Origin of the sequence: Pseudoclavibacter helvolus (genome assembly GCF_014191305.1) — a bacterium.
GTDB lineage: Bacteria > Actinomycetota > Actinomycetes > Actinomycetales > Microbacteriaceae > Pseudoclavibacter > Pseudoclavibacter helvolus.
Genome location: NZ_JACHWJ010000001.1, coordinates 56,848 through 78,569, shown reverse-complemented (window position 1 = coordinate 78,569; position 21,722 = coordinate 56,848). Strand labels below are relative to the sequence as shown.

Sequence of the window (21,722 nt, the reverse complement as noted above, 5' to 3'; positions counted from 1 at the left end):
CTCCGCGCTAGTGCTTCGAGTGCTCCGAGCCGGCTTCGATGACGCCCGCGTGGTTGAACGGCTCGTACGGCACGACCTTCGAGTCGACCGGGTGGCTGTGCCACGTGTTCCGGAACGCGTACGTGACGATGATGAGCGACACAAATGCGACGAGCGTGACAACCCCGAACATGAACGGAGGCATCACGAGTTCGTTGACGACGTGGTGCCCCTCTTCAGCTAGCACGGCGTTGGCAAGCACGGCGGGAATCAGCTCGATCATGCCGTCCATCCTACCCATGTTCGCGGGCTCACTCGTCGACCTTCCACACGCCACCCTCGCGCTCGCGCTCCAGCTCGGCACGGGCCGCAGCCTTGCCGTCCATGCGCTCGTAGTAGCCCTCACGACGCTCACGCGTCGTGGTACGGCTGTTCTCCTCGAGACGGCTGTCGGTGCCTCGAGGGGAGACGGTCAGCTCTGCGGCGCTCGTGAGCGTCGGCTCCCAGTCGAAGACGATGCCCTGCGCGCCTGGCCCGATGATGACGGCGGAGCCGGCGACGGCACCGGCCTTGAAGAGGGACTCCTCGACGCCGATCTTGTTGAGGCGGTCAGCCAGGTAGCCGATGGCTTCGTCGTTGGCGAAGTCGGTCTGGGCGACCCAGCGCTGCGGCTTCTCGCCAAGAATTCGGTACGTGTTGCCGTGCGTTCCGCCTTCGACGCGGATCTCGAAGTCCTTCTCGTCGACGGGGCGCGGACGAAGCACGATGCGCGGCTTGATCGCCAGTTCGGCGAGCTTCGCCTCACGGTCGCGGTCGATGAGCTCGCCCAGTGCGAACGAGAGCTCCTTGAGGCCCTCGTGGCTGACGGTCGAGATCTCGAAGACGCGGTAGCCGCGCTCTTCGAGCTCAGGCCGCACGAAGTCGGCAAGCTCGCGCCCGTCTGGCAGGTCGATCTTGTTGAGCGCGATGAGCTGCGGTCGCTCGAGCAGGGGCGTCTGCCCCTCGGGCACCGGGTAGTTGCCGAGCTCCTCGAGGATGACGTCAAGGTCGCTGATCGGGTCGCGACCCGGGTCGAGCGTTCCGCAATCGAGCACGTGCAGGAGCGCCGAGCAACGCTCGACGTGCCTGAGGAAGTCCAGCCCGAGGCCCTTACCCTCGCTTGCGCCCTCGATCAGACCGGGCACGTCGGCGACCGTGTAGCGGTACTGAGCCGCCTGCACGACGCCGAGGTTGGGGTGGAGCGTGGTGAAGGGGTAGTCGGCGATCTTCGGCTTGGCCGCAGACATGGCCGCGATGAGGCTGGATTTGCCGGCCGACGGGTAGCCGACGAAGGCGACATCGGCGACGATCTTGAGCTCGAGCTGCACCTGCAGCTCCTCGCCAGGTGTTCCGAGCAAGGCGAAGCCGGGGGCCTTGCGCTTCGTGTTCGCGAGCGACGCGTTGCCGAGTCCCCCCTGCCCGCCTTCGGCTGCGACGTAGCGCATGCCGGGTTCCGAGAGGTCCGCGAGCTCGAGACCGTCCGAGTCGCGGACAACGGTGCCAACCGGCACGGGAAGATCAAGCGGCTGGCCGGTGTAGCCGTTTCGCCAGTCGCCCATCCCGAAGCCGCCCTTGTCGCTCGAGCGATGCGGCTTGTGGTGGTACGACAGCAGCGTCGTCTCCTGCGGGTCGGCGAAGAACGTGATGTTCCCACCGTTGCCGCCGTCACCGCCGTCCGGGCCGGCGAGTGGCTTGAACTTCTCGCGCTTGACAGAGACGCAGCCGTTGCCACCCTCTCCAGCGCGCAGATACAGCGTCACCTGGTCGACGAAGGTGGCCATGAGGAGCTCCTGTAGAACGATAAGTCGTGAAAATACGGATGAGGGGCGGACCGTGGCCCGCCCCTCATCCTGACACCGCCCTGGAATCAGGGACTGTGTTTGCTGTTATTCGCCAGCGACGATGTTGACCACCTTGCGGCGGCCCTTTGCACCGAATTCGACGATGCCTGCCGAGAGGGCAAACAGCGTGTCGTCGCCACCGCGGCCCACGAGGGCGCCTGGGTGGAAGTGCGTGCCGCGCTGACGGACGAGGATCTCGCCCGCGCTGACGGTCTGGCCCGCGAAACGCTTCACGCCGAGGCGCTGAGCGTTCGAGTCACGGCCGTTGCGAGTCGAGCTCGCTCCCTTTTTGTGTGCCATTGAAGTCTGCTCCTCGACTTACTTGATGTCGGTGATCTTGATGCGCGTGAGCTCCTGACGGTGGCCCTGACGCTTCTTGTAACCGGTCTTGTTCTTGTACTTCTGGATGACGATCTTGGGGCCACGGAGGTCGTTCAGCACCTCTGCGGTCACCGTGACCTTAGCGAGCTTCTCTGCGTCACTCGTGATGGTCTCACCGTCGACGAGCAGCACAGCTGGAAGCGTGACATTGCCCTTCTTGTCGGCAACAACACGGTTCGTGGTGAGCACAGTGCCCACCTCTACCTTCTCCTGCCGTCCACCGGCGCGCACAACTGCGAATACCACTTCAGTACCTTTTCTCCGAGCCCGACAAGGTCGGACGCTGTGTGTTCAAACTCTGGAAGCCCTGCTCGCTGCGGCGAGCTGACTCTGCCCTGCAACCGGGCGAGGGAATGCCAGCACGAATGCAAACGTGCAACAGCGAACCACTTTACCCGGCAGGGTCGGTGCGCGCAAGCGCACCCACCCGGTGGACGCTTTCGCGCCCGGCCGCCCTCCTCTGCCTGTACTACTCGGCCGAGAGCGGCGGCGTCGTGATGCGGCGGCGGCGCGGACGCCCCGAAGCACCCTTCGGCGGCTCAGCCGTGACCGGCTGGGCTGCCTTCGGCGCAGACGTCGTCGGCGCTTCCTGAAGCTTCTCAGGAGCGGCGACGGGTGTCGTCACCTCGACCGCGGCGGGTGCCTCGGTCGTTTCGGCCGCCGCCGACCGCTGCTCACCCTCAGGGGTGACCAGCGCATCCAGCAGCGAGTCGAGTTCACGAAGCGCAGCCGGGTCGGCCTCACGCTTGGTCTGTGCCGGCTCGGCACTCTTGGCCGAGTCGAAGTCGAAGAGGTTCTCACTCGCGCGAGCCCTGCGGTCATCGCCGTCCGACTGCTGAGCCTCGTTGCGGTCGCCGGCTACCTGCTCGCCGTTCGCCGTCTCAGCCGCCTGAGCGGAGGCCGGCGCCTGGGCGTCCGTCTTCGCTCGCCTACGTCCGCGACGCGAGCGACGCGCCTCGCCTTGCTGACCGCCCTGCGCCTGCTGGCCGGCCTGATCGTCGCCGCCGCGTTCCTCTGCGGCCGCCACCTGGGCACCTGCCTGCGGCTGCGCTGCAGGAGCGAGCTCCTCGGCATGCTCACCCGGCTTCTGGCCGTTGATGGTGGATGCGGCGATCTTCGAGAGCGCACCGCGTGCCTCGTCCGTGATGCCGTGGGTGGAGGCCGCGGCCGGTGGCGCGACGGCACGGGGGGCCTGCTGCTCGCGCTGCTGACCACCGCGCCCCTTGCGACCGTTCTTGCTATTGGCGTTGCTGTCCGGCGCTCCCCCACGGTGCTTGAGCACCGGGTCGTGGAACACGATGACGCCGCGGCCCGCGCACGACTCGCACGGCTCGCTGAACGTCTCGAGCAGACCGAGACCGAGCTTCTTGCGCGTCATCTGCACAAGACCGAGGCTCGTGACCTCCGCGACCTGATGCTTCGTGCGGTCGCGGCTGAGGCACTCGATGAGGCGACGCATGACGAGGTCACGGTTCGACTCGAGCACCATGTCGATGAAGTCGACGACGATGATGCCGCCGATGTCACGGAGACGCAGCTGCCTGACGACCTCTTCTGCAGCCTCGAGGTTGTTCTTCGTGACCGTCTCCTCGAGGTTGCCGCCTGAACCGACGAACTTCCCCGTGTTGACGTCGACAACCGTCATGGCTTCCGTGCGGTCGATGACCAGCGAACCGCCGGAAGGCAGCCAGACCTTGCGGTCGAGCGCCTTCTCGATGTGCTCGGTCGCGCGGTACTCGGCGAAGACGTCGCCGCCCTGGAATGCCTCGACGCGGTCGACGAGGTCGGGAGCGACCTGGCGAAGGTAGTTCGTGATGGTCTCGAGCTCTTCGCTGCCCTGGATCACGATCTTGTGGAAGTCCTCGTTGAAGACGTCGCGGATGATCTTGATGAGCAGGTCGGGCTCAGAGTGCAGGAGCGCGGGGGCTGGGCCCGCCTCGATGCGCGAGGAGATGTCGGCCCACTGCGCGGTGAGGCGGTTGACGTCGCGCTCGAGCTGGTCCTGGGTCGCACCCTCGGCCGCCGTGCGCACGATGACGCCGACGCCTGCCGGCAGGGTCTCCTTGAGGATCTTCTTGAGGCGCGCGCGCTCCGTGTCGGGCAGCTTGCGGGAGATGCCGTTCATCGAGTTGCCAGGCACGTAAACCAGGTAGCGGCCGGGAAGCGAGACCTGGCTCGTGAGACGAGCACCCTTGTGGCCGATCGGGTCCTTCGTGACCTGGACGAGCACGCGGTCGCCCGGCTTGAGGGCGTTCTCGATGCGACGCGACTTGCCACCGACCTCGGCGGCGGCCCAGTCGACCTCGCCCGAGTAGAGCACGGCGTTGCGGCCACGCCCGATGTCGATGAAGGCGGCTTCCATGCTTGGGAGCACGTTCTGCACACGTCCGAGGTAGACGTTGCCGATGAGCGACGACTCCTGCGAGCGTGCAACGTAGTGCTCGACAAGCACCTTGTCCTCGAGCACACCGATCTGCACGCGGTCGTCCTTGGCGCGGACGAGCATCACGCGGTCGACGGCCTCGCGGCGGGCGAGGAACTCGGATTCGGTGATGACCTGGCGACGGCGTCCGCTCTCGCGGCCCTCGCGGCGGCGCTGACGCTTCGCCTCGAGGCGGGTGGAGCCCTTGATCTTCTGCGGCTCGGTGATCAGTGCTGGCTCTTCTGCCGGCTGTTCTTCGCGAGGCTGACGGCGACGGGTCGTCGACTGCGTGCGCTCGGCGGGAGCCTGGCGGCGGTCGTCGCGGGTCGACTCGCGCGAGCGATCGCCACGGTCCGATCGATCGCTGCGGTCGCTGCGGTCAACGCGCTCGCCCCGGTCTGAGCGGTCTGAGCGGTCAGTGCGCTCCTGACGGTCGTAACGATCGGACCGCTCACCGCGCTCCTGGCGCTCGTACTGCTCGTCGTCCTGACGACGCGCACGCCCGCGGTCGTCGCGCGGCGCGCGCTCGACAACGGGCGGCAGGTCTGGCTGCAGGAAGAAGAGCGTCGTCGACGAGATGACGGCGGGGATGGGCGAAGAAGCTTCCTCCGCCTGCCCTTCGCTCTCCGCCTGCGCCGGCTGCTCTACGGGAGCCTGCTCTTCGGCGCCCACTTCGGCCGCGTTCGCGGACTCCTGGCGCTGATCTGTGTCGAACTGCTCCTGGCCGCTTGGCTCGGTGTCGTTGTCGGTGTTCTGGTCTGATTCGTTTGTGGTCACCATTTCTGGTGTGCTCCTACTCCGGCGTGGCGCAAAGCGTGCGCCCACCCCTCCGGGCGATGAGGATGTCAAGCATCCTCACCGAAAATGGTCTCCGCCCGTTCGGCGGAAATGTTCTACGTGGTGTGCCGCGGTTGCGGCGATCCTGCCTACGGCGCGTGCGACGGAGCGTTGCTCTGCTCGTGGCTCGTGCCTGAAAAACTTCGGGTGCCGTGGGACTCTGCCCGCTCGACCTGATTATTATCGCACGGCCCTCGCATCCGAGTCCTGATTCGGCTGTGGGTCGCCCGTCAGTGCTATCTGCCCGACCTCAGGGCTGCATTCCCGACCTCAGGGCTGCATTCCCGACCTCAGGAAAGGGCTCGTCTGTGGTGCGCGATGCCCAGGATGCGCTCGGCCGCCGCGCAGTACCCGGCGAGGAACGCATTGGCGACGAGTCCGACCGCGTCCTCCGTGGGGAGGAATCGCGGATGGTGCAGTGTCGGCGCATACGCACCATCCGGACCGGGGAGGCCTGCCGTCTCGACGCCGGCGAAGCACATGATCGATGGCACCTCGTCGCAGTAGTACGAGAAGTCGTCGCCGCCGAGCGAGCGCATTGGCTCGGCACCGTCGACACCGAGGCGCGCCAGCCAGTCGTCGGCGTCGGACGCAAGATGGGCATCGTTGATGAGCACCGGCATGTTCTGGTGCATGTGGACAACAGCCTCGGTGCCGTAGGCCTCCGCGGTGCGCACCGCGAGGTGCTGCACCGCCGCGAACAGCAGCTCGCGGTCTTTCGGCGCCGTGGTGCGCATCGAGGCGAGCAGCCGCGCACTCGAAGGCAGCACGTTCGCCGCGCCCTCGCCCGCGCTCAGCGTGCCGACGCTGATCACGGCCGGGTTCATCGGCGAGATCGTGCGACGGACAACTTCCGGCAGGCCAAGCGCGATCTGGGCGATCGCGGCGACAGGGTCTGCTGCCTGGTGCGGGTACGCACCGTGTCCGCCGCGCCCTTGGAGCGAGATCTCGATCTCGTCCGCGGCGGCGTTGATGTAGCCGCCCCCGATCGCGACGGCGCCGCGAGGCACCCCCGGGTGCACGTGCGCGCCGATGACGTGGTGCACGTCGAAGCGCTCGAGGCCACCCTCTTGGACGATCTGGTGAGCTCCGGACGGGTAGGTCTCTTCCCTGGGCTGGAGGATCGGGACGAGCCCGACGGGCAGTTCCAGGTGGTCGGCCGCACGGATGAAGGCGACAAGCGCCGCCTGATGCACGTCGTGCCCGCACGCGTGCATGGCCCCGTTCGCGGAGGCGAACGGCACCCCCGTGAGCTCGGTCAGCGGAAGTGCATCAAGCTCGGCCCTGACCCCCACGGCCCCACCGACGCTCGGACCGAGTCGCCCGATGCGCCCCGAGTCGGCGATGCGGTGCAGAGTGACCCGGTCGCCGAGCTCTGCCTCGAGACGAGCGGCCGTGTCGTTCTCGTTCCCGGAGAGCCTGGGGTCCGAATGCAACTCCTGGCGCAGACGGACGGCGGCCGGCAACTCGGCTCGCAACGCAGAGCGCCAAGCCGCCGCCAACTCGTCGAGCCGCTCACCGTGTGTCGTCGCAGCCGACGCTCTCCCAGCCTTCATCCCGTGCCTCGCCCCAAAACCCTCGTGTCAGACCTGATCTCTTGCGTCAGGCCTGAGTCCGCGTACCGCGAAGCCTACGACTCCGCGCCTCCCCCGCCGCTCGTGACGGTCAGGCCGCGAACCAAATACCGAGCTCGCGCTCGGCGGACTCCACCGAGTCTGAGCCGTGGACGATGTTGAGCAGCACGCCAGCATCCCAGTCGCGGCCGAGGTCGCCGCGGATGGTGCCCGGCGCTGCTGTTGTTGGGTCAGTGGTGCCTGCGAGAGAGCGGAAGCCCTCAATCACGCGGTGGCCGGCGACGCGGATCGCGACGGTCGGTCCCGACTGCATGAATTCGAGGAGCCCCTCGTAGAACGGCTTGCCCTCGTGCTCTGCGTAGTGCGCGGACAGGAGCGCGCGGTCGGCGTGGACGAGGCGGATGTCGACGAGCGAGTAGCCCTTCGTCTCGATGCGGCGGAGCACTTCGCCCGTCAGCCCGCGCTGGACGCCGTCCGGCTTGACGAGTACAAGCGTCTCTTCGATGGTTGCCATGATTCCTCCATTGGTCGTGGTGTTCGGCCCGTGAGGGCCAGGTCAGTGGTGCGAGCTCAGGTCAGTGATGCGAGCTCAGGTCAGCTGCTCGGCGAGTCTTCTCTGTCGATGGGCTGCCCATCGATGCCGATCTCCCCCGCCGCGAGGCGACGGTTGTACTCGGCGATGATCGGCGCGCGCTGTCTGTCGATCTGGCCGCCCTTCCACATGAAGTACGTCCAGGATGCGAGGAACAGCGCCCCGACGACGAACATACCGGGGTGGAGGAAACCGGCGGCGACCAGCAGCACCTGCACTGCCCAGCCGAGCCAGATCCCCCACTCATGACGAAGGAACCTGATCGTGATGAGAATGAGCGCGGCGAACGCAGCGCCGAGCACAAACGCGGGGACGGGATCGAGCACGCGCATCCCGAACACGAGAAGGGTCCCGAGGAAGACGACGAAGAGCTCGAAGCCAAGGAAGATGGAGCCGATGACCTCGCGGATGCTGCGCTGGCGCGGGACTCGGTTACGGGTCCGCGGATTCACGACTCCTGCGCCCAGCCTTCGTCGCGCGACAGCGTGAGGGCCGTGCCGATGAGTGTGACGGAGCCCGTGATGAGCACCGCCGCGTTCTTCCCCTCGTCTGCGCCTTCGGCCAGGAGGTCGAGGGCGATCTCGCGGGCGCGCTCGATCGCATCCTCTGCCCGCTCGAGCACCTCGGGCTCGCCGCCCGTGACATCGCGGACGATGTCGCCGAGGGTCTCGGCGTCGATAGCGCGCACCGAGTCGGACTGGGTGACGACGAAGCGCTCAGCGATGGGCTGCAGGGCGCGGACGATGCCGGCAGCGTCCTTGTCCTCCAGCACGCCGAGCACGACGACGACCCTGGAGAAGTCGAACGACTCCGTGACCGCGCGCGCAAGCGCATCAGCGCCGTGCGGGTTGTGGGCAGCGTCGATGAGCATGGGAGGCGTGACGCCGATGCGCTCGAGACGGCCTGGCGACTTCACCTCGCCGAACGCGGCCTCGACGAGCTCGTCGCGGAGGCTGCGGTTCGCTCCGAAGAACGCCTCGACGGCGGCGAGGGCAACCGCGGCGTTGTGGGCTTGGTACTCGCCGTCGAGCGGCAGCAGGAGGTCCTCGTACTTGCCGGCGATGCCGCGCACGGTGACGAGTCGTCCGCCGACCGCGAGTTGGTTGTCGACCACCCAGAAGCCCTTCGGCTCGGCGAACACCTGCGCCTCGGAGATCTCAGCCGCCCGCTCGATCTCGGCGAGCACCTCTGGGTGCTGCTCCGCCGTGACGACGCGCGCGGCGGGCTTGATGATGCCTGCCTTCGTGCGCGCGATCTCGTCGAGGGTTCGGCCGAGCCGCTGCGTGTGATCGAGCGCGATGGGCGTGAAGACGGCGACCTCCCCGTCGGCGACGTTCGTGGAGTCCCACTCGCCGCCCATCCCGACCTCGACGACCGCGACGTCGACCGGGGCGTCCGCGAAGCACGCATAGGCGAGTACCGTGAGGGCCTCGAAGAACGTGAGGCGGGGCTCTCCCGCGGCCTCGAGCTCAGCATCCACGATCGAGAGGAACGGGGTGATGTCCTCCCAGTTCGCGACGAGCCGCTCGTCGCTGATGGGGTTCCCGTCGACCGCGATGCGCTCGTTGAGCCGCTCGAGGTGGGGGCTCGTCAGAAGTCCCGTGCGCAGGCCATGGGCGCGCAGCACCGTCTCGATGATCCTCGCAGTTGAGCTCTTGCCGTTCGTGCCGGTGAGGTGGATGACGGGGTACGCGGTGTGCACGTCGCCGAGGAGCTCGACGGCGCGGCGCGTGGCGTGCAGGCGCGGCTCGGGCGCCGCCTCCCCCACGCGTTCCATGAGCTCGTCGAAGACTCGCTCACCCTCGCTGGCCCAGTCGGTGCCCTCGAGGAGCAGGCGCTCGTCTTCCTCGCGCTCCGTCAGGACTTCGTCCTCATCGTCGGAGACGGCCGGCATGAACGTCTCGGCGATGTCCTTCGGCTCGAGCTCGAAGTCACTCGACTCGCCAGAGTTCTCCGACTCGTCCGAGTATCCGAACTGGTCCTCCCAGTCACCGGAATCCTGCTGGTCGCGTTCGCTCACGCCACTACCTCCACGTCGATCTCAAGTGCACCATACGTGTCGGCGCTCGCCTCGACGTCAGCGGGGACAGCGAGTCCGCCGGTCACCCGGAACTCGACGGCGAGCGTCTCGCCCGCGATGAGCTCCCGGTGCGCTTCGATGGCTGCGACCGACGCGTCGTCGGCGCGCAGGGTCAGGCGGATGCGGTCGGAGACCTCGAGTCCGGCCTCCTTGCGCGCATCCTGCACGGCACGAACCACGTCGCGGGCGAGCCCCTCGGCGGCCAGCTCAGCGCTCACGTTCGTGTCGAGCACGAGGATGCCACCGCTAGGCAGCAGCGTGATGGCGCGGTCGTCGCTCTCGCCGGCGGTGACGAGCTTAACCTCGTATTCGCCGGCCTCGAGCTGCAGGCCACCGGCCGTGACGACGCCGTCAACCTCGCTCCAGTCGCCAGACTTCGACGCCTTGATCGCGAGCTGCACCTGCTTGCCGAGGCGCGGACCTGCCGCCCGGGCATTGACCTGCAGGACGCGGTCGATGCCGTACTTGGCTTCAGACTCATCGACGAGCTGCTCGAACTCGACCGACTTCACGTTGAGCTCGTCCCGCAGGATGCCGGCGAAGGGCTCGAGCGCCTCGGTGTTCGGCGCGACGACGGTCAGGCTCGCGAGCGGCAGGCGCACACGACGCCCGGCCTGCTTGCGCAGCGACAGCGCGGAGCTCGTGACGCGGCGGACCGCATCCATCGAGTCGACGAGCGCTTGGTCGCTCGGGAACAGCGAGGCATCCGGCCAATCGGTGAGGTGCACGCTGCGTCCACCGGTGAGCCCACGCCAGACCGTCTCGGAGATCAGCGGGGTGAGTGGCGCCGCGACGCGCGTGAGCGTCTCGAGCACCGTGTAGAGCGTGTCGAACGCCTCCGTGCTGGTCGCGTCGTCGGTCACGCCCCGCCAGAAGCGGTCACGGGAGCGACGCACGTACCAGTTCGTAAGCACGTCGCCGAAGTCGCGCAGGCGAGAAGCTGCGGTCGTCGAGTCGAGCGCCTCGAGGTCGGCCTGCACCTCGGAGACGAGCACGCCGAGCTTCGCGAGGATGTACTGGTCGAGGACGTCGTTCGAGTCGGTGCGGAACTTCGCCTCGTACGCCCTGGACTCGTCACCTGCCTCCGACGAGCCGAGGGCTGTGTTCGCGTAGGTCGTGAAGAAGTAGTAGGTGGACCAGAGCGGCAGCAGGAACTGCCGGACGCCCTCGCGGATCGTCTCCTCGGTCACAACGAGGTTGCCGCCGCGCAGCACGGGGCTCGCCATGAGGAACCAACGCATGGCGTCGGAGCCGTCGCGGTCGAACACCTCCTGCACGTCCGGGTAGTTGCGGAGGCTCTTCGACATCTTGCGACCGTCGTTGCCGAGCACGATGCCGTGGCTCACGACACGCTTGAAGGCGGGGCGGTGGAACAGGGCCGTCGAGAGCACGTGCATGACGTAGAACCAGCCGCGCGTCTGCCCGATGTACTCGACGATGAAGTCGGCAGGCGAGTGCGAGTCGAACCACTCGGCGTTCTCGAACGGGTAGTGCACCTGCGCGTATGGCATGGAGCCGGAGTCGAACCACACGTCGAGCACGTCCGGGATGCGCCGCATGGTGGATGCGCCGGTCGGGTCATCCGGGTTCGGCCTCGTGAGCTCGTCGATGTACGGGCGGTGCAGGTCGGTCGGTCGCACGCCGAAGTCGCGCTCGATCTCGTCGAGCGAGCCGTACACGTCGACGCGGGGGTAGTTGGGGTCGTCGCTCTTCCACACGGGGATGGGGCTGCCCCAGTAGCGGTTGCGGCTGATCGACCAGTCGCGGGCACCCTCGAGCCACTTGCCGAACTGCCCGTCCTTGACGTTGTCCGGCACCCAGTCGATCTGCTGGTTGAGCTCGACGAGCTCGTCGCGGAACTGGGTGACGCGCACGAACCAGCTCGAGACGGCCTTGTAGATGAGGGGCTTGCGGCAGCGCCAGCAGTGCGGGTACGAGTGCTCGTAGCTCGCCTGCTTGAAGAGGCGCCCGTCCGCCTTGAGGAGCTGCGTGAGCGGCTTGTTGGCGTCGAAGACCTGGAGGCCCGCGACGGGCTCGACGACGGCGAGGAACTTTCCGCCCTCGTCGACGGAGAGGATTGTCGGGATGCCTGCCGCGTCGCTCAGCACCTTGTCGTCTTCACCGTAGGCGGGAGCCTGGTGCACGATGCCGGTGCCGTCGCTGGTTGTGACGTAGTCGCCGAGCAGGAACTGCCACGCGTTCTGCGTGCCGTAGGTCTCGGTGTCCGCGTAGAAGTCCCAGAGCCGGCGGTAGCGGACGCCGGCGAGCTCGGCACCCTTGACGGTGCGCGTGCTCGCAGCCGTCGCCTCTTCGGCGTTCTCGTAGCCAAGTTCCTTGGCGTGCGCGGCGACTCGGGCCGTGGCAAGCAAGAAAGAGCCAGCGCCGGCCGCGGTCCCGTCGGCCGCGCCGAGCGGGCCAGCTGGTACAACCGCGTAATCGATCTCGGGACCGACCGCGAGGGCCAGGTTCGTGGGGAGCGTCCAGGGTGTGGTCGTCCACGCGAGCGCGTTCACCCCGGCGAGGCCAAGCGCATCCGCCTGCTCCCCCTCGAGGGGGAACGTGACCGTGACCGTCTGGTCCTGACGCATCTGGTAGACGTCGTCGTCCATGCGCAGCTCGTGGTTGGAGAGCGGCGTCTCGTCGTTCCAGCAGTACGGGAGCACGCGGAAGCCCTCGTAGGCGAGGCCGTCGTCGTAGAGCTTCTTGAAGGCCCACAGCACCGACTCCATGTAGGAGATGTCGAGCGTCTTGTAATCGTTCTCGAAGTCGACCCAGCGGGCCTGGCGGGTCACGTACTCCTGCCATTCGCGCGTGTACTTGAGCACGGATTCGCGGGCGGCGTCGTTGAAGGTGTCGATGCCCATGGCCTCGATCTCGGCCTTCGACTGGATGCCGAGCTGACGCATGGCCTCGAGCTCGGCGGGCAGGCCGTGCGTGTCCCAGCCGAAGCGGCGGTGCACCTGGCGGCCGCGCATCGTGAAGTACCGGGGGAAGACGTCCTTGGCGTAGCCGGTGAGGAGGTGCCCGTAGTGCGGGAGGCCGTTCGCGAAGGGAGGGCCGTCGTAGAACACCCACTCCTCAGCGCCTTCGCGCTGGTCGATGGACGCCTGGAAGGTGCCGTCTTCGCGCCAGAAGTCGAGGACACGCTCTTCGAGCCGCGGGAACGACGGGGAGGCCGCGACGCTGTCCCTGGTCGAGCTGGCGGGGGTCGAGCTGGCTGCGGTCGAGCCGGCGGGGTCGGCGGCTGGTCCGAACGAGGCCTTCGGGTAGCTCATGCGGTGGAACTCCTGGCAGTAAGTGGATGTGCTTGGTCTGCTTCAGGGACGCCGTGCGGCGCGGTACCACCCCGATTGCGCGCTCCCCCGGTCTGCCTTCCGGTGAAGGAAGGGGCTCCGGTGGCGCCCGCCACTCGTTCCGAGCTGTGACGGGCTCACCCGCCCGGGTCTACTTGGCGTGTGCTCCTCGAGAGGTTCGCGCGCCGTTCTTCCGGGGACTCCCCGCTGATGGGCGGATCAAAGTCGTGCTGCCAACATGGTACGCGCCCAGTCGACACCTGTGAAACGGGCGGGGCGTGCTCTGCTGCCAGGTCTGGTTCATGAGAAGGCTGTGTACTCTCGCTTCGCCGATGCTCGCCTCGCTGCGAGCACCTCAGAACGAACGGACCACCAATGCTTGCCTCCCGTCTTCCCAAGCTCACAGCGATCTGCGCGTTCGCCGCGATCGCCCTCACCGGGTGCTCGGCGCTCGGTGGCGGCGGGGCCGCAACTCCGTCTCCGACTGCTGCCGCGTCCGCGGAGAGCACAACGGCTGATGGCGGTGGCACGTGTGCTGACGTGCAGGCGGAGATCGACTCGATCAACACGAGCATCCAGAGCATGGGCGACCAGGTGCCCGGCGATATCCCGGGTGCCGTCGCGACGCTCGCGACCATCGGCGCGAGCCTCACGACGCTGCAGCAGAGCGTCACCGACCCCGACCTGAAGGCCCACGTCGACACGCTCGTCACCGAGGTGACGGAACTGCAGACTACGGCCGGGGAACTCGCGAACGGCGAGGGCGGGTTCGCCGCCGCCGCGAGCATCCTGACCCAGCTCGGCGAGGTCGAGTCGGCGCTGTCGTCGCTGACCGCGTACTGCGAGCTGCAGACGAGCTAGGAGCTCCAAGCGGCCGTTCGACCAGATTCAGCACCTCGACTTGACTTCTCGGTATCGCTTGCGGGTGAGGAGTCGGTACTGCCAGCCGGGGCGAAGGACTCGCCATCGGTTGCCGCGGTCCTTCACGAGTTCGAGTTCTTCGCTGTGGGCCATGTGATGGTGCAGGCTGCAGAGGAGGACGCCGTCGTCGGTGTTGGTGAGGCCGCCGTCGACCCACCTGCTGGTGTGGTGCGCTTCGCACATACCGACCGGTTTCCAGCAGCCAGGCGTGATGCACCCCTGGTCTCGGACCGCGAGAGCGCGGCGTTGGCCGCGGCTGTAGAGCCGCTGTCGGCGTCCAAGTTTCAGGATCTCCCCATTGCTGCCGACGATCGCCGTCTGCACAAACCCATCGCAGAGGGTCTTCGCGACGAGGCTTGGAGGCACTGCAGTGCCAGTGCGCTCAAGGTGCGCCACATCGGCAGGCCGGGTCGCGTCCCCGCTCGCGCCGGCCTGGGTGGTGACGATCACGACGGTGGGCGCTTCCCCGCCCGCGCGGGGCGCATGAGCGGACTCCGCGTAGCGAGCGAAGACCTCCCCTAGAGCGTCGACGCGCTGCTGCGGCAGAGTGCGCCGGTCCGTGATTCGCTCGTCCGGATGTGCGAGATCAACCTCGGCCGCGTCCAGGCCGCCAGCTTGCCCATCATCAGCGTCCAGACCACCCGCGCCCACCCCTTTAGAGTCGCCGCGATCATCGCCGGCGGTCGTCTCTTCGAGTCCTGGGGTGCGGGTCCGCTCGCATTCAACCGTGCGGCGGGGCGAGGTGAGGGTCTCGAGCGTCTTCACGAGCAGCTCGCCCTGCTCGGGTGTGGCAACAAAGCGACCCCGCACCGTGCCGTCCGCGGCCTGCCGAACCCACAGACCGCGCTTGCGCGCGATCGCCTCCGCGCGTGGTTCCGCCCCGTCCGGATCGAGGAACGCAACCCACGCGGACGCCTGCACGCGCAGCTCCTCCGGCGTCGCCGGCACCGCGGCTTCCAGGTCGGCGCCCGCAGAATCGATGCCATCGGAATCGGCTCTGACTAGAGTCACACCTTGCGCCGACGCAACAAGCTCCGTCTCCGCAGCGTCGACGTGCGCTGGTTCAGCGCGAACTGCGGCGGCCTTCAACCCCTTCACGATCATGAACGCCTGCGCAACCGAAACGCGCGCCGTGGCGAGCGCTCCGGCAACCGCTGGACGCGCGGGCAGCAGCGGTTCTCCTGTGAGCGACCGGCCCGACCGGGTCGCTTCGGCGAGCTCTACGAGCATTCGCGCGTCTCGCATCTCCACGCCAAGCAGATGCTGCAGCAGCTCTGCGAGCGAGGAGAACCCGGCCGCTCGCGCGAGCGCGTCCGGCGCCGACGACTCCTCGTCACGTCGTAGCGCTTCCCCGGCGACCTCCACGAGCGCCGCATCCAAAGCGCGCCGACGCCCCGCGAGCTCGCTGATCACAACCGGGATCTCCGCCGCAAGTAAGCCCGCGACTTGGCCGGGTGACGCGACCAGCGCATCCACCACCGCCGACTCGGCCATAACCCGCGATCGCGACTCGGCCATCTCCGTCAAGGAACCGGCACTCGCGGCGCGGGACGCAGTCGTACGATCTGCACCGAAATTCTGGACTTCAAGGACCACGATGACCTCCCCCCCGGGATCACCAACAGCCTACCTCTTGGCGCACACTATCTCAATAGCTAGACCAGGTATTTTCTACATTCTTAGAACATAGAAACTACCGTTTAATCGTACCGACTTACCTCTGATTGAGCAGCATAGGCAAGTGCAACGTGCGGAGCCGACCCACGCCGCTAGCCGCCGTAGGCACGCAGGATCGGCGCCGTCGCCTTGTCGACGAGCTCGGCCAGGCTTCCGCGGGTTGGGCCTGCCTCGATCCAGACACTGCCCGCCGCGACGACCGCAGCGACGATCGCACCGACACAGACCGACCGCTGGAGCGCATCCAACTCCGGCTCCGTACGCGCCAGGTAGCGAACCAACGCCGCCTGCTGCGCGAGCATGCGCTTCGAGCCCGTCGCGGCGAGGTCGTCCCCCGTGCCGGTCATCTCGCGGAGGGAAGCGGCCCACGGGATGTGCTCGGGCCGGACAGTCTCGGAGATCGCGAGAAGCACCCGGCGCAGCTCGGCGAGGCCGGCTCCCCCGGCTCCCACCTCGGCCCGTCCAGCCTGCTCGCTCAGCCCCGCGTCTGCGAGATCGGCGGCGGCCGCATCCAGTACCGACGGAATGCCGGCCAGGAGCGGGTCGAGGCCGACCCACAGCACGTCGGCCTTCGCGGTGAAGTAGTTGAAGAACGAGCTCCGGGCGACGCCAGCACGACGTGCGATGTCGCTCGCGCTCGTCTGCTCGTACCCCTGCTCGAGGAACAGCTCGAGGGCCGCCTCTTCGAGAGTCTCCCGACTCGAAGCCGACGGCCGGCCCCGGCGCGCGGCCCGCTCCTCGTTTTCAGTCATCTCCGACTCATTTCTGCATGGTGTCCATAAACACGGTTACACTCTGCGGGTGCCAGTATCAGTCACCCGCCGTTCGGCGAAGCCCGTTGCGCTCCTCGCCCTCTCCGCAGCCCTCATCGTGCCACTTGCCGCGTGTTCGAGCGAGGCCACGACCTCAGACGAGCCGCAAACCCTCAGGTACGCGTCCGGAGACGCCGAACCGACCTGCCTCGACCCGCACGTCGGAGGCAACTGGCCCCAGGCGATCCTGGCCAACCAGTTCCTGGAGTCGCTGTTCTCGAAGAACGACGCGGGCGAGATCGTGCCGTGGCTCGCGACAGGCGCAGAGTCGGCAGACGACCAGCTCAGCTGGACCATCGGACTCAAGGAGGGCGTGACCTTCACCGACGGCACGCCCTTCGACGCCGAAGCCGTCGTCGCCAACGTCGAGCACATCAAGAACCCCGATACCGCATCATCGACCGCGATCCTCGCCCTCGGCAAGGTCTCCGAGGCCGTTGCCGTCGACGAGCACACGGTGCGCCTCGACCTCAGCGAGCCAGACAGCGCGCTCCTCGAATCGCTCGCACAGACCTGGCTCGCCATCGAATCGCCCGCCGGCCTCGAGCGAGGCACCGACGAGAACTGCCTCGCCCCCATCGGCACTGGTGCCTTCAAGGTCGAGGCATGGGACAAGCAGTCGCAGGTCGTGCTGACCCGCAACGAGAACCACACCACGGCTCCGGAGGACGGCGTCACGACCGAGGGGCAGCCGGGCGCCGCCGTCGACACGATCGAGTGGAAGTTCATCCCTGACGCCGCCACGCGCCTCGCCGCGCTGCAGTCGGGCCAGGCCGACATCATCGACTCGGTGCAGCCGGATGCGCTCTCGCAGTTCCAGTCGAACGGCACCGAAGAGACCCTCATCGGGGCACGCCCCGGCGTGACGGCTCGCATCGAGCTCAACACGACCCGCGCGCCGTTCGACGACTCCAAGGTGCGTGAGGCCTTCGCCGCATCGGCCGACATCGATGCGGCGGTCGAGTCGCTCTACTTCGGCACCCTCGAGCGCTCCACCTCCGTGCTGTCGAGCGCCACGCCGTTCGCGACGTCGCACCCCGACGCGTTCGGGTTCGACGCGGCGCGCGCATCCGCCCTCCTCGACGAAGCCGGATGGACGCAGCGCGACGCCGACGGCGTGCGCACCAAGAACGGCGAGCGCCTCGAGGTCGCGTTCCCCGTCTCCACGAACCAGTCGATCCCCGCCGAGATCTCCGTGCTCGAGCAGATCAAGGCGACCAGCGCCGAGGTCGGCTTCGACGTGCAGCTCGAGCTGCTCGACCTCTCGACCTGGTACGAGCGCAGCGGCACGTGGGAGTTCGACGCGATCGTCGCGCCCTACTCGAAGAACTCCGCCGATGTGCTTCGCATCGTCTACTCGACTGACAGCATCACTCCAGCGCCGAGCGGCTACCACGCCAACAACACGGGCCTCTCGCTGCCCGCGCTCGACGAGGCCCTCGAGGCGGCGGTGAAGACGACCGACGAGGCAGAGCGCGAGCGGCTCTACGGCGAGGCGCAGCAGCTCATCATCGACAGCGGCACCGTCCTCCCGCTCTACGACCAGACGGTGCAGTTCGCGCACGGCGACAATGTGCACGGCTTCCGCCTGCAGCCGAACGTCAACGTGCCGTCACTCGTGAACGTGACCATCGAGTAGACGGACGGCAGAGCACCGCACGCGAGACAATCGACGAGTGACGACGGATGCGCGGGGTCGCGCGGCACGCCTGGTGCCGCTGATTCCGCGCATCCTTCTTCGTCTCGGCGGCGTCGTCTTCGTGCTGTGGGCGGTCATCACCGTCACGTTCTTCGCGGTGCGCGCCGTGCCCGGCGACCCCGTCCTCGCGATCCTCGGCGGCCCCGGCTCGAACGCAAGCGCCGAGGCGGTCGCGCAGGCACGCGCGGAGAACGGCCTCGACCAGCCGCTGTTCATCCAGTACCGGTCTCAGCTCTGGCGAACCGCGACGGGTGACCTCGGTTTCAGCTACGCGCAGCGCGAGAGCGTGGCTGGCCTCATCGGGGAACAGCTGCCAGGCACGCTCGCGCTCGCCGGCCTCTCGCTACTGCTCGCATGGGTCATCGCGCTCGCCGTGGCCTGGTGGTCGACCGGAGGCGGACGCCTCGCGTGGGGCATCGCCTCGACGCTCGAGGTCATCGCCGCCGCCGTGCCGCACTTCTGGCTCGCCGCCGTCCTCGTGCTGGTCTTCGCCGGCATGCTCGGGCTCCCCGTCGCCGTCTCGGGGCCCGGCTTCGGCGGGCTCATCCTCCCGAGTGTCACGCTGGCCCTCCCCCTCGCCGGGTACCTCGGCCAGGTCATGCGCGAGCAGATGCTCGACGCCCTCGAGTCGCCGTTTGTGCTCGCCGCTCGGGCACGCGGCGAGGGGCGGAGCGGCATCTTCTGGCGGCATGTGCTGCGCCACGCGGCCATCCCCGCCGTTGGGCTCAGCGGCTGGGCGCTCGGCTCGCTTGTCTCCGGAGCGGTGGTGGTCGAGACGATCTTCGCGCGACCGGGCCTCGGGCGGTCGCTGCTCGACGCCGTCGGGGCCCGGGACGTGCCGTACGTCATCGGCGTGCTCATCGTCGTCGCCGCTGCCTACATGCTCGTCACGGTCATCACCGACCTCGTCGAGCCGCTCATCGACCCACGCGCGCGCGACCGGGCGGGTGACTGGGCGGGGACGCCTGGCATCGCCGCGATGCCCGGGCGCAGCGGAGCAAGCGCATGAGCCTCGAAGCGGCGGCGGTCCGGGATGCGCGCTCAGGCTCGACGACGCGGCGCGGCGCCCGCACGCAGTCCGGCTCGCGGCACCGGCTCTCTCTCGTGCTCTGGCTCGGCGTGGCCGCGTTCTACGTCATCGCCGCGGCCCTCCCCTCAGTGCTCGCGCCCGGCGACCCGCTCGCCGTGAATCCGGCAGACGCCTTCTCGGCGCCGAGCCCCGCGCATCCGTTCGGCACTGACGAATCGGGGCGCGGCGTCTACACGCGGGTGGTGCACGGTGCCGCCTCGTCGCTCACGATCGGTGCGCTGGCGACTGCCATCGGGCTGTTGCTCGGCGCCGTCTTCGGGCTCGCGGCAGGCCTCGGCCCGAAGTGGCTCGATTTCGGCACGACGAGGATCGTCGAGGTGTTCTTCGCGTTCCCCGGCATTCTGCTCGCGCTCCTGCTGATCGTGCTCGCGGGCCCTGGCGTCGTCACGACGACCATCGCCGTCGGCCTCTCGACAGCGCCGGGGTACGCCCGGCTCATCCGCTCGCAAGTGCTTCGCGTGCGGGCGAGCGGCTACGTTGAGGCCGACCTCGTGCTCGGACGGTCGCGCTGGCACACGTTTGCGCGCACGCTCGTGCCGAACGTCGCGTGGCCGCTCTTCTCGCTCGCGACGCTTGGTCTCGGGCAGGCGATCGTCTGGGCCGCCGCCCTCAGCTACCTCGGGCTCGGCGAGCCGCCGCCCAGCCCAGAGTGGGGGTCGATGCTCTCGACCGGCCGTCTCTACCTGCCGACCGGCAGCTGGTGGCTCACGATCTTCCCTGGAACGGCCATCGTCGGCGCGGCCGTCACGGCGACGCTGCTCGGCCGCATCATGCAGCAACGCACGAGGCAGGCATCGTGATCACCACTACCAACACCGGCGCAGACCCGGATGCGCGGGGCGCGCCGCCCGTCGCGGAGGTCGAGGACCTGCGGGTCTCGTTCGGCGACTTCGAGGCCGTGCGCGGGGTCACCTTCGAGGTGCGGCGCGGCGAGTGCCTCGCGCTGGTCGGCGAATCGGGATCGGGGAAGTCCGTCACGGCCAGGTCGCTGCTCGGGCTGAGCGGCGAGGGCGCGCGAATCGAGGCCAACGCGCTGCGCCTCGACGGCACCGCGTTGCCGGCGAGGAGCGGCGACAGCGCCTGGCGAGCGATCCGCGGCGCACGCATCGGGCTCGTGCACCAGGATGCGCTTGTGGCGCTCGACCCCCTCCGCCCCGTGTGGCGCGAGGTTGAGGACGCAATCAGGTTGCACAGTGACCTCGGCCGCGAGGCTCGGCGTGCCCGAGTGCTCGAGTTGCTGGCCCGTGTCGGCCTCGAGGAGCCAGCGACGATCGCGCGGCGCCGCAGCGGGCAGCTCTCAGGCGGCCAGCGCCAGCGCGTGCTCATCGCGGCCGCGCTGGCGGGCGATCCCGAGCTCCTCATCGCCGACGAGCCGACGAGCTCGGTCGACCAGGCGGTGCAGGCGCAGCTCATCACGCTCTTCGAGACGCTCAAGGCCGACGGCACGACGATCCTGTTCATCACGCACGACCTCGGCGTCGTGCAGCGCCTCGCCGACCGGGTCGCCGTCATGAGCGAGGGCCTCATCGTCGAGACGGCATCAACTGAGCAGCTCTTCCGGCAGCCGGAACACCGCGTCACGCGCGAGCTGCTGGCCGCGCAGCCGAAGTCAAGCTCCGGCTCCGGCTCCCCCGACGCCGAGGCGCCGGCGGATGCGACTCCCCCGATCCTTGAGGTGCGTGGCGTCTCCAAGGCCTTCCGCAGCGTCGGGGCCCCGCCCGTCCGGGCAGTGCAGGAGGCATCGTTCCGACTCTCCCGCGGCGAAACGCTTGGCATCGTCGGAAGCTCGGGCTCCGGAAAATCGACCCTCGCGCGCATCGCGCTTGGCCTCGAGCGGCCCGACGCCGGGTCCGTCGTGTTCCTCGGTGAACCCTGGACCCCCGCGCCGGAGAGACTCCGCCGGAAGCGGCGGCCCAAGCTCGGCTACGTTCCGCAGGACGCGCTCTCGAGCTTCGATCCGCGCCGCACGACGGGCGAGATCCTCGCCGACGCGCTCACGGCGGGGCGCTCGACCTCGGCGCGCGCCAACCGCGCCGGCATCAGCGCGGCGCTGGAGCAGGTCGGCCTCGACGCATCGATCGCGGGGCTCCGGCCGCTGCACCTCAGCGGTGGGCAACGCCAGCGCGTGGCCATCGCCAGGGCCCTCGCACCGAAGCCCGAGGTGCTGCTGTGCGACGAACCGGTGTCATCGCTCGACGTGACCGTGCAGGCGCAGGTGCTCACGCTCATCCAGCGGCTCGTCGACGAGCTTGGCCTCGCCTGCCTCTTCATCTCGCACGACCTGGCCGTCGTAGCCCAGCTCTCCGACCGTGTCGCCGTCATGAGCCACGGCGAACTCGTCGAGACGGCGCCTGTCGCCGAGCTCTTCCGCGCGCCGAATCACCCGGCCAGCCGCGCCCTCCTCGAAGCCCATAAGAGCCTCGAGGTGCGCTGAGCTGACCGGGTGCATCCCGCGAGAAGGGATCTGCCGAGCTCCTCGACCGAG

17 protein-coding genes are annotated in these 21,722 nt (G+C 68.5%); 5 read left to right on the top strand and 12 right to left on the bottom strand.

From position 1 onward, the window contains the following. Positions 1–7 precede the first annotated feature (7 nt). The 10 genes from FHX72_RS00300 to ileS all read right to left on the bottom strand — a co-directional run bounded on the left by FHX72_RS00300 (position 8) and on the right by ileS (position 13,020). Entirely contained in the window at positions 8–262 is a 255-nt protein-coding gene (locus FHX72_RS00300) for a hypothetical protein (RefSeq protein ID WP_156475762.1), read from the bottom strand. A gap of 28 nt (positions 263–290) precedes the next feature. Next, positions 291–1,799, bottom strand: coding sequence for a GTPase ObgE (obgE, locus tag FHX72_RS00295; protein WP_068481305.1), 1,509 nt, complete (start codon positions 1,797–1,799; stop codon positions 291–293). Between the two features lie 105 nt (positions 1,800–1,904). Continuing rightward, entirely contained in the window at positions 1,905–2,159 is a 255-nt protein-coding gene (gene rpmA / locus FHX72_RS00290; RefSeq protein WP_068481308.1) for a 50S ribosomal protein L27, read from the bottom strand. 18 nt (positions 2,160–2,177) lie between these two features. Continuing rightward, positions 2,178–2,486 carry a 50S ribosomal protein L21 gene (gene rplU / locus FHX72_RS00285; RefSeq protein ID WP_068481311.1) on the bottom strand — a complete coding sequence of 103 codons (309 nt, stop codon included), beginning with the start codon at positions 2,484–2,486 and terminating at the stop codon, positions 2,178–2,180. Positions 2,487–2,709: 223 nt separating this feature from the next. Further along, positions 2,710–5,442, bottom strand: a complete 2,733-nt coding sequence (locus tag FHX72_RS00280; protein ID WP_244963949.1) for an Rne/Rng family ribonuclease — start codon at positions 5,440–5,442, stop codon at positions 2,710–2,712. 347 nt (positions 5,443–5,789) lie between these two features. Continuing rightward, on the bottom strand, positions 5,790–7,055 hold the full coding sequence (locus tag FHX72_RS00275; protein WP_183622340.1) for a M20 metallopeptidase family protein: 1,266 nt from the start codon (positions 7,053–7,055) through the stop codon (positions 5,790–5,792). A 109-nt stretch (positions 7,056–7,164) separates the two neighbouring features. After that, complete coding sequence (gene ndk, locus FHX72_RS00270; protein ID WP_068481316.1) at positions 7,165–7,587, bottom strand: nucleoside-diphosphate kinase; 423 nt, start codon at positions 7,585–7,587, stop codon at positions 7,165–7,167. Between the two features lie 80 nt (positions 7,588–7,667). Beyond that, a complete protein-coding gene (locus tag FHX72_RS00265) occupies positions 7,668–8,117 on the bottom strand; it encodes a DUF4233 domain-containing protein (RefSeq protein ID WP_183622339.1) in 450 nt (149 codons plus the stop codon). Beyond that, complete coding sequence (locus tag FHX72_RS00260; protein WP_338109981.1) at positions 8,114–9,685, bottom strand: bifunctional folylpolyglutamate synthase/dihydrofolate synthase; 1,572 nt, start codon at positions 9,683–9,685, stop codon at positions 8,114–8,116. The genes FHX72_RS00265 and FHX72_RS00260 overlap by 4 nt, the downstream gene beginning before the upstream one ends. Then, the gene (gene ileS / locus FHX72_RS00255; RefSeq protein WP_183622338.1) at positions 9,682–13,020 is read right to left on the bottom strand and encodes an isoleucine--tRNA ligase; all 3,339 of its coding nucleotides are present in this window, start codon (positions 13,018–13,020) and stop codon (positions 9,682–9,684) included. Before ileS ends, FHX72_RS00260 begins: the two co-directional genes overlap by 4 nt. Positions 13,021–13,413: 393 nt before the next feature. Here ileS and FHX72_RS00250 point away from each other — a divergent pair, with 393 nt between their 5' ends. Next, a complete protein-coding gene (locus FHX72_RS00250; RefSeq protein ID WP_183622337.1) occupies positions 13,414–13,899 on the top strand; it encodes a hypothetical protein in 486 nt (161 codons plus the stop codon). Between the two features lie 27 nt (positions 13,900–13,926). On the opposite strand, the gene FHX72_RS00245 is transcribed toward FHX72_RS00250, so the two are convergent. Together FHX72_RS00245 and FHX72_RS00240 are read right to left on the bottom strand one after the other, a co-directional pair. Continuing rightward, on the bottom strand, positions 13,927–15,477 hold the full coding sequence (locus tag FHX72_RS00245) for an HNH endonuclease signature motif containing protein (protein ID WP_183622336.1): 1,551 nt from the start codon (positions 15,475–15,477) through the stop codon (positions 13,927–13,929). Between the two features lie 251 nt (positions 15,478–15,728). Beyond that, on the bottom strand, positions 15,729–16,388 hold the full coding sequence (locus tag FHX72_RS00240; RefSeq protein WP_183622335.1) for a helix-turn-helix domain-containing protein: 660 nt from the start codon (positions 16,386–16,388) through the stop codon (positions 15,729–15,731). 49 nt (positions 16,389–16,437) lie between these two features. On the opposite strand from FHX72_RS00240, the gene FHX72_RS00235 reads away from it, so the two are divergent. The 4 genes from FHX72_RS00235 to nikE are packed head-to-tail and all read left to right on the top strand — an operon-like array spanning position 16,438 to position 21,671. Continuing rightward, entirely contained in the window at positions 16,438–18,087 is a 1,650-nt protein-coding gene (locus FHX72_RS00235) for an ABC transporter substrate-binding protein (RefSeq protein WP_183624053.1), read from the top strand. A 37-nt stretch (positions 18,088–18,124) separates the two neighbouring features. Further along, entirely contained in the window at positions 18,125–19,156 is a 1,032-nt protein-coding gene (locus FHX72_RS00230; protein ID WP_338109980.1) for an ABC transporter permease, read from the top strand. Beyond that, positions 19,153–20,037, top strand: a complete 885-nt coding sequence (locus tag FHX72_RS00225) for an ABC transporter permease (protein WP_183622334.1) — start codon at positions 19,153–19,155, stop codon at positions 20,035–20,037. The genes FHX72_RS00230 and FHX72_RS00225 overlap by 4 nt, the downstream gene beginning before the upstream one ends. After that, positions 20,034–21,671, top strand: a complete 1,638-nt coding sequence (gene nikE / locus FHX72_RS00220; protein WP_338109978.1) for a nickel ABC transporter ATP-binding protein NikE — start codon at positions 20,034–20,036, stop codon at positions 21,669–21,671. Before FHX72_RS00225 ends, nikE begins: the two co-directional genes overlap by 4 nt. Positions 21,672–21,722: the final 51 nt, after the last annotated feature.

What these genes read in the sequence shown, in the direction of transcription:
- FHX72_RS00300 (WP_156475762.1), bottom strand. Translation starts at nt 262, where the DNA reads ATGATCGAGCTGATTCCCGCCGTGCTTGCCAACGCCGTGCTAGCTGAA.
- obgE (WP_068481305.1), bottom strand. Translation starts at nt 1,799, where the DNA reads ATGGCCACCTTCGTCGACCAGGTGACGCTGTATCTGCGCGCTGGAGAG.
- rpmA (WP_068481308.1), bottom strand. Translation starts at nt 2,159, where the DNA reads ATGGCACACAAAAAGGGAGCGAGCTCGACTCGCAACGGCCGTGACTCG.
- FHX72_RS00280 (WP_244963949.1), bottom strand. Translation starts at nt 5,442, where the DNA reads ATGGTGACCACAAACGAATCAGACCAGAACACCGACAACGACACCGAG.
- FHX72_RS00275 (WP_183622340.1), bottom strand. Translation starts at nt 7,055, where the DNA reads ATGAAGGCTGGGAGAGCGTCGGCTGCGACGACACACGGTGAGCGGCTC.
- ndk (WP_068481316.1), bottom strand. Translation starts at nt 7,587, where the DNA reads ATGGCAACCATCGAAGAGACGCTTGTACTCGTCAAGCCGGACGGCGTC.
- ileS (WP_183622338.1), bottom strand. Translation starts at nt 13,020, where the DNA reads ATGAGCTACCCGAAGGCCTCGTTCGGACCAGCCGCCGACCCCGCCGGC.
- FHX72_RS00250 (WP_183622337.1), top strand. Translation starts at nt 13,414, where the DNA reads ATGCTTGCCTCCCGTCTTCCCAAGCTCACAGCGATCTGCGCGTTCGCC.
- FHX72_RS00245 (WP_183622336.1), bottom strand. Translation starts at nt 15,477, where the DNA reads ATGGCCGAGTCGCGATCGCGGGTTATGGCCGAGTCGGCGGTGGTGGAT.
- FHX72_RS00240 (WP_183622335.1), bottom strand. Translation starts at nt 16,388, where the DNA reads ATGACTGAAAACGAGGAGCGGGCCGCGCGCCGGGGCCGGCCGTCGGCT.
- FHX72_RS00225 (WP_183622334.1), top strand. Translation starts at nt 19,153, where the DNA reads ATGAGCCTCGAAGCGGCGGCGGTCCGGGATGCGCGCTCAGGCTCGACG.